Annotated in this window: 13 protein-coding genes; 5 read left to right on the forward strand and 8 right to left on the reverse strand. The window is 51.9% G+C overall.

Annotated elements, in window-relative coordinates:
• Positions 1-62 precede the first annotated feature (62 nt).
• The 3 genes from istB to AQ621_RS00015 all read right to left on the reverse strand — a co-directional run bounded on the left by istB (position 63) and on the right by AQ621_RS00015 (position 3,007).
• Positions 63-803, reverse strand: a complete 741-nt coding sequence (istB, locus tag AQ621_RS00005; RefSeq protein ID WP_053112996.1) for an IS21-like element helper ATPase IstB — start codon at positions 801-803, stop codon at positions 63-65.
• Positions 790-2,295, reverse strand: coding sequence for an IS21 family transposase (gene istA / locus AQ621_RS00010; protein ID WP_082640780.1), 1,506 nt, complete (start codon positions 2,293-2,295; stop codon positions 790-792). The genes istB and istA overlap by 14 nt, the downstream gene beginning before the upstream one ends.
• A 130-nt stretch (positions 2,296-2,425) precedes the next feature.
• Positions 2,426-3,007, reverse strand: a complete 582-nt coding sequence (locus tag AQ621_RS00015) for a DNA-binding protein (protein WP_058339720.1) — start codon at positions 3,005-3,007, stop codon at positions 2,426-2,428.
• Between the two features lie 171 nt (positions 3,008-3,178).
• On the opposite strand from AQ621_RS00015, the gene AQ621_RS00020 reads away from it, so the two are divergent.
• Complete coding sequence (locus AQ621_RS00020; RefSeq protein WP_058339721.1) at positions 3,179-4,417, forward strand: tyrosine-type recombinase/integrase; 1,239 nt, start codon at positions 3,179-3,181, stop codon at positions 4,415-4,417.
• On the opposite strand, the gene AQ621_RS00025 is transcribed toward AQ621_RS00020, so the two are convergent.
• From AQ621_RS00025 to AQ621_RS00045, 5 genes are all read right to left on the reverse strand, one after another.
• The gene (locus tag AQ621_RS00025; RefSeq protein ID WP_058339722.1) at positions 4,403-4,984 is read right to left on the reverse strand and encodes a hypothetical protein; all 582 of its coding nucleotides are present in this window, start codon (positions 4,982-4,984) and stop codon (positions 4,403-4,405) included. The genes AQ621_RS00020 and AQ621_RS00025 overlap by 15 nt on opposite strands.
• A 218-nt stretch (positions 4,985-5,202) precedes the next feature.
• A complete protein-coding gene (locus AQ621_RS00030; protein WP_058339723.1) occupies positions 5,203-6,225 on the reverse strand; it encodes a hypothetical protein in 1,023 nt (340 codons plus the stop codon).
• A gap of 686 nt (positions 6,226-6,911) precedes the next feature.
• Positions 6,912-8,024: a ParB/RepB/Spo0J family partition protein gene (locus tag AQ621_RS00035; protein ID WP_058339724.1), complete on the reverse strand. Its 1,113-nt coding sequence runs from the start codon at positions 8,022-8,024 to the stop codon at positions 6,912-6,914.
• Positions 8,017-9,237 carry an AAA family ATPase gene (locus tag AQ621_RS00040; RefSeq protein WP_058339725.1) on the reverse strand — a complete coding sequence of 407 codons (1,221 nt, stop codon included), beginning with the start codon at positions 9,235-9,237 and terminating at the stop codon, positions 8,017-8,019. Before AQ621_RS00040 ends, AQ621_RS00035 begins: the two co-directional genes overlap by 8 nt.
• Positions 9,238-9,378: 141 nt before the next feature.
• On the reverse strand, positions 9,379-10,041 hold the full coding sequence (locus AQ621_RS00045) for a S24 family peptidase (protein WP_145840199.1): 663 nt from the start codon (positions 10,039-10,041) through the stop codon (positions 9,379-9,381).
• A gap of 142 nt (positions 10,042-10,183) precedes the next feature.
• Here AQ621_RS00045 and AQ621_RS00050 point away from each other — a divergent pair, with 142 nt between their 5' ends.
• The 4 genes from AQ621_RS00050 (at position 10,184) to AQ621_RS00065 (ending at position 12,157) form a co-directional block, all read left to right on the forward strand.
• Positions 10,184-10,756 carry a lytic transglycosylase domain-containing protein gene (locus AQ621_RS00050; RefSeq protein ID WP_082640784.1) on the forward strand — a complete coding sequence of 191 codons (573 nt, stop codon included), beginning with the start codon at positions 10,184-10,186 and terminating at the stop codon, positions 10,754-10,756.
• On the forward strand, positions 10,753-11,082 hold the full coding sequence (locus AQ621_RS00055) for a flagellar transcriptional regulator FlhD (protein ID WP_058339728.1): 330 nt from the start codon (positions 10,753-10,755) through the stop codon (positions 11,080-11,082). The genes AQ621_RS00050 and AQ621_RS00055 overlap by 4 nt, the downstream gene beginning before the upstream one ends.
• Before the next feature lie 83 nt (positions 11,083-11,165).
• Complete coding sequence (locus AQ621_RS00060; protein WP_413772288.1) at positions 11,166-11,591, forward strand: hypothetical protein; 426 nt, start codon at positions 11,166-11,168, stop codon at positions 11,589-11,591.
• Between the two features lie 23 nt (positions 11,592-11,614).
• Positions 11,615-12,157: a FlhC family transcriptional regulator gene (locus tag AQ621_RS00065; protein WP_158499509.1), complete on the forward strand. Its 543-nt coding sequence runs from the start codon at positions 11,615-11,617 to the stop codon at positions 12,155-12,157.
• Positions 12,158-12,232: the final 75 nt, after the last annotated feature.

Raw genomic sequence — 12,232 nt, forward strand, 5'->3', positions numbered from 1 at the left:
CTGTCAATGGCCATTTATTTTGACCCACCTTTGGCCAATAAAATTGACCCACCTTTCATAGTCTATCTTGTGGCTTTTTGCTTCAGTCGATAGCTTTCTCCTCCCAACATAAAGATGTGCGAATGGTGGATGACCCGGTCAATGATCGGCACCGCCACGTTGTCGTCGTGGAAGAACTCGCCCCAACTGGTGAAGTCCTTGTTGGTGGTCAAGATGATCGACCGGTATTCGTACAGGCTGTTGATCAACTGGAACAGATTGTAGCGGGCCTGCCGGGTCATGGGCAGGTAACCCAGCTCATCAATGATCAGCAGGTCGTATTTGGCCAGGGCGCTGACCCGTTTTTTCAGCTCACCCTTCATCTCGGCCAGTTCCAGCTCTTCCACCAGATCCAGGGCATTGCGGAACAATACCCGGTAACCAGCTTCCACTGCCTTGTGGCCAATACCGATGGCCAGGTGGGTCTTGCCCACACCCGGCGGGCCAATGAACACCAGGTTGTTCCGTTCGTCGAGGAACTGGAAGTCCAGCAAGGCGTTCACCTGGCGTTTATTAATGGTGGTCTGGTGCCGGTAGTCGAAGCCCTCAAGGCGCTTCTCGGCGGGGAACGCGGCCATCTTCCGATTCCGGTGGATGCGCTTGTCCTGCCGTTGAACCAGTTCGTGTTCGGCAAGCCGATCCGCGAAGCTGAGATAGGACATCTCGTTGGCTTCTGCCTCGGCCAGCAGGTTGATTAGTTCATCGGCGGCTGCGCTCAGGCGCAGGCTGCGGTAACGGGCTACAGTCTGTTCAAGCTGGCTCATGGGTCACCCCCTGGCCACTGGAGCGGCCAAGACGCTGGTAGGCGCTCAGATCCAATGCCTGCTTGGGTTCCGGTAACGATTCCGGCTGTCGCTCCCGCAGAACGGCCGCCTGGGCTGCTTCCAGGTAGTTTTGCAGTCGTGTGGCCGTCATGCCGGGGCGTTCTGCCAGCGCTGTGATCAACTCTGGATCCACCGGCGCATGGCGCTTGAGCAGGTCACGGGCAGCCACCAACTGATCCTTGTAGATCTTGGGCTCGGAGCGCTTGAGCTGCTGACACAACCGGTGCCCGGTCTCGTCGCTGATCAGGGCGTTGATGCCAGCTTCCAGCTTGTTCACGCGCTGGGCATGATCCCGGTAGTGATGGGTGTTCTTGATCACCTTGCCCTTGTCGGCGCACAGCGCATGACTGGCAATGACTTCGCCCGTGTTCAGGTCGCTGATATGGAGTTGACTGCCGGACTCCAGAACGCCCACCCGGGCCTGCTGCCAGGCCATGGGCACGGAGTACTTGTTGGCCTTCCAGGCGATCAGGCCGGTCTTGTCCACCTGCCGTGTCTCGCGGGCCACAGGCTGTACGCAAGCCGGTGACAGGTAGGCCTCCAGATGTTCTCGCTCATCCCGTTCGAAGCGTTCCCGCGGTGGTTCGCCGGTGGTGCCGTGGATGCGGACATTGGCCACGCTCTCAACCCAGTCCTGCACGTGCTGACGCACGTGTTCCTGATCCCGGAAGACTTCACCGTAGAGGCAATCCTGCTTGACGTACTTAACACCGGCTTCCACCTTGCCCTTGCTCTCCGGGTCATAGCCTTCGCAGGCATGGATCCGGAATCCAGCCGTGGTGGCATACTCATGAAACCGTTGGTTGAGCGTCAGTTCGCGGTACTGTTCGTTGATCACCACCAGCTTGGTCTGATCGTAAACGCACTCATCCGGCAGGCCACCGAAGTACCGCAGGGCTTCGTCATGGAGCTGGATAAACGTCTGGGTATCCAGCGGGCGGAAGGCCAGGCCCACGTACATCAACCGCGAGTACGACAGCACGAACACCACAAAATGCAGCGTGCGTTCTTCGCCACCGATCAGCACGCCGCGCAACTCACCGGGGTCCACCTGACACTGAACACCGGGCACATCCTCCAGAATGGGCTCGTAATAGCGCATCTGGGCCGAGGCCACTTCCTCCTTGAGCACTCGCACATAACGGCGAATGGAACGGTCTGAGGCCGGTAAGTCGCCGACCTTTGCCTGAAGCTTACGGGCAATCTTGACGGCGCTGAGCTTGGGGAATTGCTTGAGCAAATGCACCAGATAATCCCGGTGATCATCGAGGCGCTTGGTGCGTGAGGGATCTTCAATCTGTTCTGAAATCGCGTTCTCATTCATCCGCAGATACTTGCGGACGGTATTGCGGGACAGCCCCAGTTCCTGACTGATGGCGCGGATCGACAACCCTTTGCCGTTATCGTGCAGTGCCTTGATTTTGTGTATCACAACCCACTCCTTCACTGACATGCCCCCGGCTATCGATAAAAGCGGGGGACAGTAGCTGGTTCTGTGGCCTGACGGCCACCCGGAGGTGGGTCAAAATAAATGGCCAGTAGTGGGTCATTTTAATTGGCCACTAACAATCCCGCTCAAAGCCTCGCTTCAGTTCGTCAACTTCTCGCTCATGAAGTTTTCTGTCGTTGTCCCTTGCCGACATCAGAAAATCGATGCGATCAGCGTTCTGCTGCGCCAGGTTAGATACCTCTAGCCGCTGTTGCCGGATCTCGTCGTTCTGAGCCTTTAACTGATCAACCTGCTCAATGCGTCCGTCAAGTTTGGTCTCCAGCTCTTTGGCATACCCTTGAAGATCCTCCATCCGACTGACGGCTTGGCGTGCTTCGGCAGCGGCCTTCTCAATCTCCTCGTTGGCTTTCTGGCGGTGTTCGGCCAGCTGGCGCTCAGCGATCGCCATGCAGGCGTTGAAGAAATCTTCAATAGGCGCAGCTAGTTCCTTCGGCATCTCCGCCGGCAGCACATCGAGATCCGAGTCGTTCAATGATTCGCGCCATGTCTTCAGGCCTTCGTGGATCGTAGACAGCGACCCTTTGTTTCCGAGCTCCACACGCACCTTCTGTGCGCTTGGGTGCTGACCTTTGCGTAACAAGCGTATGGCGGCGCGGGTGATGTCATTCTGTGTGATCGAGGCTTCCCGAGGCATTGGCGGTTTCTCCATAAAATACACGTTACATATTATGTATTGTTTATTATTTTATAGCTATACTTTGTCCGATAAATATCATTAGCAGACATTGTAGACGGAAGGTATACTTTGGGGAGTAGATGGCCGTGGAACATACGCCAAAAGCACTGCGATCAATGGATTAAGCCTATGAAATATCTAGAAAATAAAAGCCGTGAAACACAGGTAGATAAAACCGTGGAACATCTGCCGGCCGGCGAACTGATGACCGAGGATTTGCCCTGGGGATTACCTCAAGCCTTCGCTGATGGGATTCCTGTTTACCGGGGCAAACACCGGGGCAATTACACTACTTTGTCTGCCAATACCGATGGTGAAGCGATTGCTCAGTGGCTTGCCGAAAAAGCCGCAGATTCAGTGGCGACAGCCCGAGCGTATCGTCGGGAAGCTGAACGGTTTGTGCTGTGGGCAGCCAGGGTCAGGCAAAAATGCTTATCAGATCTCGATCGGTCTGATTTCGTTGCATATAGAGAGTTCTTGAAGAGTCCTGGCGCAGATTGGATTATGGCGCGGCAGCTGTCACGCAGGCATCCAGATTGGCGGCCATTCCTGGGGCCTCTGAACGATAAATCCGTGTATTACGCGCTAAGCGTAGTTTCCGGCCTCATTCAGTTCCTCGTTGATACAGGCTACCTGAGAGCTAACCCTATGCCCTCCCCTAAAAAGCCGCCTGGGCAATCGTTCTCGCCCATTGCCCGATCGTTGAGCAAGGCTCAGGTAGCGTTTCTGTTTTCGGCCGTAAACGAGCTTCCAGTGCAGGATGGTCGCTCCGAATTAATGAAGCTCCGGGCCCAGTGGATGCTGACTGTGTTTACCACCACCGCGATGCGGATCTCTGAGGCCTGCGGTCATGTGATGGGTGATATTCGCCGAGTGCCACTGAAAGCTGAATCTGTATGGGTTTTCATGGTTACCGGCAAAGGGGGCAAGCAAAGGGCGATTCCGTTGAATCAGCGATTCATTACAGGGATGGTTTCGTTCAGGCGAAGTCTTGGGCTGGGAATGTATCCGGATCCAGAAGAGACCACTCCCCTCTTCCCAAAGTTGAACCAGGTGTCGGATAGTGGTGATGTCGAAGGCCTGGTACTCGAAGGAATGGGATCTCGGCATGCCTATCGGATCGTTAAAGAGTTGATGTTGTCGGCTGCGGACATTGCATCAAAGGCTGGTGAGGAATACGAAGCCGGTAACCTGAGGGAAGCTGCCAGTACACATTGGCTCCGCCATACCGTACTGCGAGATATTGCTGATGAGACTGAAGATCTTCGATTAGTACAGCAGTTTGCGGGTCACTCTAATATCAATACCAGTGCGGCTTACTCTGCGAAGGATCTGGAGAGTTTGGTTGAAGGGTTAAGAGGTCTCTGAATACACCGCATAACCGGCTTTTGTATACCGAATGGTAAAGTTGGGGTCATCAGGTCTCGCATCAAGAGCTTGCTGGATCAGATCCAGTGTTTCTTCTAGCTCAAACCGGGCCTGGTATGAGCTGATGGGTAAGATCGACCAGCCTTGAGCAGTCACAGAGACGTATTTCTCCCGGTCTTTCTTGAAGTCTTCGAGGTGCTTCCCGTGAAACTCCCATCCGTCATGCTCAGCTCCAAGCTTTTTCTTAGGCCACGCAATGTCTAGCCGGAATTTACGTCCGGGAACGACTAGCACCTCCATCAGAACGTCACCACCGCTTTGGAAGCGACCCCATCGCTTAACACAGGCCCTGTAAAGTTTGATCGCAGGGTCTGTAGGCGGAAGCGCGGAATATGGCTGATCCTCTAGCTCAGGGCTTTTCCGGTGGCGGGATTCTAAGCGTTCCAGCTTTTTCTTTGACCGATCGATATCTTTGAGATGGGCTTCGAGCTGTGAGGCGACGGTTGAGCTCATGCCCTGCCCTTTCCAAGAAGCAAGTTCTTTCGCTGATGCAATGCGCAAAGACATCTGGGTGATCACTTATCCTGGTGGCTGTTTACGTTCGTGAACTCCATGTGTGAAGTTCCAGGAATTAAATTATCGCCCATGGTTGCTAGTGCCGGGATGGAAAACCCGTACGATTTTGAGCCGGTTTCTTGAGTTTGAGTTATCCACATGTTCGAGCCTTGTTAACAGTCTTTGAAATTCTTTAGTTAATTTTGTTTTTTTATACACTGAACACCGCTTCAGGCTCGACAAGCGAGCTGTGCTTCATACAGGTGAAAGCCTTTAGGAGCTGTCCATCGCTCTTCCCTCACGAGCTTTAAGGCTATGTTCAGGCCATGGTTGAAGCTCTTGTCTCTAAGCGTTCCAAGCGTCAAAGCAAAAGCAATCTCTTCAGCGATGCCAGGCCGGATGTCATGCATGCGTCCTTTGACGCTCCAATGCAGCTTCTTCTCGATCTCTTCAAAGAGCATAGCGCTATTGAGTCGCTCAACTGGATCAGGGGTTCTGAAGCCTTCTCTGGCTTTAGAGGCTGTTCCTCGTAGTGACGGATCGGGTGCTAGTTTCGTTGTTGAGGTGGCACCGTGTTTACGGTCGTAAATGGAAAGGATCTTATTGATAGAAGCTTCAGAATAAGCTTGTTTGGCTCTGAGCATTTGCTCGATGCTATACCGTCCACGCTTCAGGTCTATAGCAGCCCGAATGTCGGGCGGAAGGTCGGAGAGATTTGCAGTCTCAGGTGATGTTGCGACGGGAGTGCTTGCCGTCTTAACAGGTTCTGGTTTATGGGGCGCAAGCTCAGAAGAAGAATCGACGACTTGGTGCTGATGACCTTCTAAAGGTTGTGAAGCCTTACCTTTTTGTTGTTCATGAGCGTAAACATCTGTTGAGTTAGGGCTTGATCGCGTAGGTGCGTCTTTGAAAGATTGTTCCAGCTCAGGACTAAGCAGAATGGTAGTGGCGGCCGGGGCTTCACGATATTGATTGTATCGAACGCCTTTCTCTCTCTTGATGAGCCCGAGATCTGACAGCTTCCTGTGGGCCATGCTGACAGCACGCTCGGAGATTTTCAGACGGTCAGCAATCTTTCGGCAGGTTAGGGTGGAGATCCAGGTTTTCCAGCGATACCCCATATTGAAGTGGAGTACATAGACCATGGTTTCTGAGTAGGACAACTTGAGCCTGGCTGCAAGATCAAGAACAGGCTCAGGGATGACGAAGTAGAAAGCATTGTCGGTATACGACTGTAAATTATTTGTTGACATGGCTAATTCCATTTGACAAAGCCGCGCCATACCGACAAAATAACCATGTGACGTGGCTTTTGTCAGTGGACAGCTGATTAAAAGTACGGGAAGCAAAGGGTCAGCGCTAACTGGCCTGGTCTCATCGAGGCGGCAACCTACTGAGACACCCGCTTCCCAAGTATTCCGAAAAGACCTTCATTTGAAGGTCTTTTTTTTATCCGCTCATAAAGCTTCCTTTATTCGCATAAATTACCCGTGACTTTCCTTTTCCACCACTATGTTGTGGAATGTGGTTCGCCGAAACTTCCCGGCTTAAACGCTCTCCCAAAGCATCTCGCTATAGCTCGGCGAGGGCAGGGCTTAAACGATCTCCGCCCCACTTTGAACGTGATGCGCAAGAGAGTTAAGGCATCCTTGTTTACGGCGTAAACACCATATCATTCGTTTGCCCGATGTTTACGCCGTAAACACCGTGTAAACGGGGCGCTCCATGTTTACGCCGCAAACACCATATCATTCGTTTGCGCGATGTTTACGCCGTAAACACAGTGTAACCAGGGCACTTCATGTTTACGCCGTAAACACAAAATGCCAACTATGGCTTCAAAGAAATCTCCGAACAATGTTTACGCCGTAAACATCGCGATACCGATAATGAATGTGTTTACGCCGTAAACCCTTACAAAACAATAATATACGAGCAATTAGCTAGTGCTCACGCGAGAGGAAAGGAACTCCTCAAGCATTTTTACCGCCTCGGAACGCGTCTCTGCGTCGATTTTCGGGTCGAACTCTACAACTAACTGAGAGCGTTTTGTGGCGAAAAGGGGTACTCCTGAGCTCGTCTTAAATTCCTGCTTAGGTTTTGAGGGTTTTCTCGTAGACTTCTTTCCGGCGGAGAGCAGCCTTTCGACTCGGGCCATCGCTTCCGCTTTGTCGACCAAGGTAAAGCCATTGGCACCATCTGCAATCTCGGAAGCCAACTTCACGACCTCCTCGGGAGACTCAATGTAGGCGCTGTTAATTTTTCGCCACACTTCAAGAGATAGAAGGCGGGGATCGCCTACAGCTTGAGGAATCACTTCAGGCAGATCGAGAATGGTTGTACGCTGCGAAACAAAACCTTTCGATACACCCAGCTGTTCAGCCATTGCTGTATAGGTTGGCCAGATATGCTCTTCCGTCACCCAGCTCTTAAATCGAATGGCTTCTTCGTAGCAGCTGATCGGGAGATTTTTGTCATTCTCTCGAATCATCGATTCAATAGCCTGGGCATCATCCAGGTCGGATATGATGGCGTGGAAATCTAGCCCCAGCTGTTTGCACGCCTCCAGCCGGCGATGACCATAGATCACTTCAAAGCCCGGCTTTCCGTCGTCGAGAGTTATCCTTCGTACTTTGCCAGGGTGCTCGTTTCGACCTAATCGATAGATATCTTCTTTCAAGTCGAGGAAGTCTGGATCTTTGAATGCAAGCTCAAGTCGGTTGCGAAAGCGGCTGTGTCGTACGATTGCCGGATCAATTTTGCCTATGATCTCGTCGCCTTCAATGTAAACACCGACTTGAGACCCGATGCCCTGATCATCAAGTTGCGCTCGCAGCTTTTCCTGGCTCTTGGTTAGAGCTTCCAGGTCTTGCTGTAACCTTTGATTCTCCTCAATAAGTGCCTTCTCTCGCTCCTTTCGTTGCCGGGCTTTCGAAGACGCAGCAAGCGAAGTGGGAGAATTGGAGGAGGGCCTCGGCGCTGCTGCCTCGGCTTTCTTTGAGTTCTCCAGCGCCTTGTCGGCAAGGTTAAGCCTGTCGGTCAATTTAGACATCAGCGCTTACCCCCAGATCCTTTGCCAGCTTGGCTTTGTTGGCCTCAAGATCCTTGGCCCGTTTTGCCTGTGCCGCTTCTATGCTGTCAGAAATTTCTGCCATAACCGCATCAACGCCTTTTCGTGCTCGCTTGTATGTTCTGGGGTCGAGCCGGCGCGATTTGTCAGGGTTCCTCTGGTCAACTTCATAGAGCGTTGCTAGCTCGGTCGATGCGCCACGAATAGCTGTCGTTTCCGGGAACGGGTTGGTCAACACACGATTGCCGAACATACGATGTATCCATTCCCCGGCCACAACCTCGTTGTCGGTTCCGGAAAAACGAGTGATGACAAAACGGAACATCGCCCAGGACTGATCTTCACCGAATGTTTCGGCCGTTGAGCCAAGAAGTGATAGGAACTGCGCGACACTGGAAAAATCGAGCATCCCGGCTTGCAGCGGAACCAGCACACCGTCTGCGGCAAACAGCGCATTCGTGGTTAGATACGATAGGGCAGGGGGGGTATCGAGAATAATGATGTCGTACTGGTCTTTCAGTTCACTTAGCCCAATCTCCAGAATCTCAAAGAACTCATACTCTTCGTCGTCGTCCAGACGATTAGAGAGCGCGAACTCAGCGGCATACAACCCCAAGTTTGATGGTATAAGGTCAATGTTTGGCCAATACGTGCTTTTAACCGGCAGCGCATCTGAGTCGCCGGATAGCCAATCGCGAGCTGTTTCTGTGTCAGCAATGTCAGTATCTGGGGTGTACCCAAACTGGCTGGTAAGCGAGCCCTGGGGATCAAGGTCAACCACCAGAACCCTCTTGCCTTTCAGCGCTTCTCTTTGAGCGCAATGAATCGTGACGGTGCTCTTGGCGGAGCCACCTTTGAAATTGGTGACCGCCAGGATAAAGCACCCGTTTTTAGGCAGGCGGCCTTCAATATCCACAATCTGGATGATGTCGTCGAGAGTGAATTGGCGGTACCCGTTTGATGGATTAACGATGCCTGGGGGGTAACCTGTCGTCGCTGCGTCCTTACTCTTCTTCTTTATGGTGGGATGAGGAATCCCGGTGAATTCCGCGACTTCTGACGACGAAAAAGTTCGGAGCTCTCGTTCAATGCCGGTGTTAAAGGTGCTTTTAATCGTTTCGATCAGGCTATTGGCGTTATTGCGAAGCTCGTGAATCGATTCTGCGGTCGCTGAGAAGTTCGGTAATAGTGTCATGAGTAAGAGTTCCTCCTTTGGCTGTGTGAACTTTAGGCCAAAGGAAAGCGGCTCATCAAGTAAAAAAGCAAAAAATATCGAGATTCAGCGTTATAGAACTTCAATATCCGAAAAAAACCCGTAAACACGAAAAATCGGATATTAGATCAGGGGGGTGCGTATTTCGGTACACACGCCAAAAACTCGTGCATCTTCCCCGTTAATGCTTGGATATCGGTGGTTGTCCGGAACGAACAACGTCTCACCGAAACGGGGCTGTTCAAAGCGCCGTAAAAACAGCTGGTCGACACCCTTAATAGTAACGGCAACAACGCTCCCAACCTTTAAGGCGCTATCAGGATCACAACGCTGTATCAGGGCGTAGGCCCCCTTAGGTAATGCTGACCCCATAGATTCGTCAGTCACGTAGACGGAGAGAACTTCGTTGTCATTCGTTACCTGGAAGGCCTGGGGAATCAAGAATTCTGGATTAGGGGGCGAAACGAGACGGAGTGAACCATCATCACTAACCCTTATATCGCTCAAACGCATCGAGCTTAGTAAAACCAGGTTGCTATCAGCTCTCTCCAGCATTGATCCTTTGCCGGTCAGCATCCAGCGAAGGTCGATCCCATAGCTTTCACAGAACTCAACCAGATTTTCCCGGCCTACGCGGCCATCCCTAAGCCATTTCGTGACAGCAGGGGCACTGACTTCCAGTTCGCGAGCCATATCTGCGTTTGATAGATCAAGTCGCGCAGCCACCGCCTGGAATCGCGTGGCAAGCATTCCATCGCTTGTACCTAAGAAACTTTGTTCATTCACAGCTAAACCAAAGGTTAACGAAAGGGATTTATATGGTAGCCTTGGATTTGACGCGGATCAACATTGTGTCGCGTAGAAAACGGCTATAAACAAGGCCTGAACAGAGATTCAGGGCATTGAATTGTAAAAAGTTGAAAAATACATGTTAACCATACTTTCATATTTGGTAGGATTCGCGCTGCTCGTGGTAACCGCAGGTTTGCGAGCGGAAACAGGATTGACGGGCACGCTCTGGGATAAAGCTAACGTAAGCGGAGTGCCGCTGGAACTTCTCTATGCAGTAGCTCTCCAGGAGAGCCGAATGCTGGACAGTGGACTCGCTCGCCCGGATCCCTATGTGATCAGAGATGGCTCAACAATCTATAGGCCAGAAAGCTTTCTCGAAGCGTCAGAAATCCTTTCCGAACTGCTTGCAGATGGCAGGGATGACGACAAGCTGAAGCGGATTGATGTCGGTATGATGCAGGTAAATCTGTTTTGGCATGGACAGCGAGTAGAGGAACTAGATGAGCTACTCATTCCTGCGATCAACATTATGGTTGGATCCCAGATTCTTGCCAAAGCGCTGGCATCAAAAGCGAGAAGTTTGGAAGAGCGTGTAGGCAGGTACCATAGCTGGACGCCGAAATTGGCAAAGCCGTACGGCAGCAGCGTGATTCAGATCTCATGCGGAATAGGCTGGCAACACGAAGTTTGTGGAGGACAAGTGCAGTGAGCGAGATCGTAAGCCCGAATATCGAAAAATCTGAGAAAATTCTTCAGAATATCCAGACAATCAACTTTTTAACGCTGTCGCTGATGAGCGAAGTGGCCGAGTTCAACACGACGCAGGCGGAAGTACAGTTCGGAATCAGCACAGAAGTTGCAGAGCAGATTTCGGGAATGAATACCGCAGAGCTCGCGAAGCTTGCTCAGATGCCGGCCGCACTGTTTGTGCCGCGCTGCAATAATGAACTTTTGTCAGCCGCCATCGAGGCTGCAACATCAGCAGATGACAACAGCCCTCTGGATGCGTTGCACCAGCTGATGATTACGGTCTGAGGTGGCAAGTGGACACAGCAAAAAAGTACGAGCTCTGTGAGGAGTACATTCGGTACGGGGCCAGAGTAACAACGGCAAGACTGGTGAGCGCCATCACCAGCACCAAAGCAGTCATGATGTACCGAAACATTCATGGCACAGGATCAGAAACCGGCCGCGATCCGCAGAGATGGGCAAACTATCTCAATAAGGCCCAGATTAACGGGCCCATGCAAAAGTTCTTAATGTGTTACTGGAAAGTAGCGGGAGAATCACTTCTCGAAGAGCTAGATCATGAAGCGGTTTTGGAAGCTTACAAGGTCTACACCGGGGTATATCTACACGATACCCACAAGATCGGACTGACCGTGGCCTGGTCGGCAGCGCGAGCCATCGCGCAAAAAGAGCCGGGTGCGGAGGTCAAGTTTTGCCCTGATTGTGGCAGGGTGTTCATGCACGGAAAGCGTATACTAAAAGTGTGCCCGATATGTATTAGGGCGAAAGAAGTGCTGAAAGTGATAAAGCACTAATTACTGATCATCGTGGGGGCGTCGTGAATCAGGTAGAAGCAGTAAAGTTATATATTGAATATATCCGATACGGAGCGCGGCGCTCGACCGCTCAGAGAATATCCGGTATATCCAATATGCAATCCAAAGCAATCTACCTGGAAATTATCGGCGAGCCACCGAAAGGTGGCCGAAACACTACGTCCTGGAAGGCCATCGCGGATCCATTTAGCGAATACTCCATGCCTGCACAAAAATTTCTGAAGATTTATATGAAAGAGTGCGGCGAGCGAATCTACAACGCCAAACAGGCGTATGGTGTCCTTGAAGCCTATAAAGCATATCGCGCAATCCATGCTCGCGACCCTGTGATTCTATCCTTAGACAAGGCTTACTTTTTGGCGAGCTGCCTGTGGGATCAGGTTGAAGACGCCCATGTAAGTCAGTGCCTCCAGTGTGCTTCGCATTTCCCATCCCTGTACCCCATGGCTAATCAATGCCATATTTGTGCAAAATCTGAAGAAGTCGCCAATTTTGCTCTGAAGCGCCATCGCAGCAGAGCGGCGGTTGCACGCCTGACAGCTTGACACCCCTTCTCCGAATCACTCTCCCAGGAGCCGGAAACACCGCCATTTTTGATGGGGTTTCCGGCGCACATGCGC

This window comes from Marinobacter sp. P4B1, from assembly GCF_001447135.1.
Lineage (GTDB): Bacteria > Pseudomonadota > Gammaproteobacteria > Pseudomonadales > Oleiphilaceae > Marinobacter > Marinobacter vinifirmus.

Excerpts from the sequence above, each read along its gene's own strand:
- istB (WP_053112996.1), bottom strand. The coding sequence starts at position 803 with ATGAGCCAGCTTGAACAGACTGTAGCCCGTTACCGCAGCCTGCGCCTG.
- AQ621_RS00015 (WP_058339720.1), bottom strand. The coding sequence starts at position 3,007 with ATGCCTCGGGAAGCCTCGATCACACAGAATGACATCACCCGCGCCGCC.
- AQ621_RS00020 (WP_058339721.1), top strand. The coding sequence starts at position 3,179 with ATGAAATATCTAGAAAATAAAAGCCGTGAAACACAGGTAGATAAAACC.
- AQ621_RS00025 (WP_058339722.1), bottom strand. The coding sequence starts at position 4,984 with ATGTCTTTGCGCATTGCATCAGCGAAAGAACTTGCTTCTTGGAAAGGG.
- AQ621_RS00030 (WP_058339723.1), bottom strand. The coding sequence starts at position 6,225 with ATGTCAACAAATAATTTACAGTCGTATACCGACAATGCTTTCTACTTC.
- AQ621_RS00035 (WP_058339724.1), bottom strand. The coding sequence starts at position 8,024 with ATGTCTAAATTGACCGACAGGCTTAACCTTGCCGACAAGGCGCTGGAG.
- AQ621_RS00040 (WP_058339725.1), bottom strand. The coding sequence starts at position 9,237 with ATGACACTATTACCGAACTTCTCAGCGACCGCAGAATCGATTCACGAG.
- AQ621_RS00050 (WP_082640784.1), top strand. The coding sequence starts at position 10,184 with ATGTTAACCATACTTTCATATTTGGTAGGATTCGCGCTGCTCGTGGTA.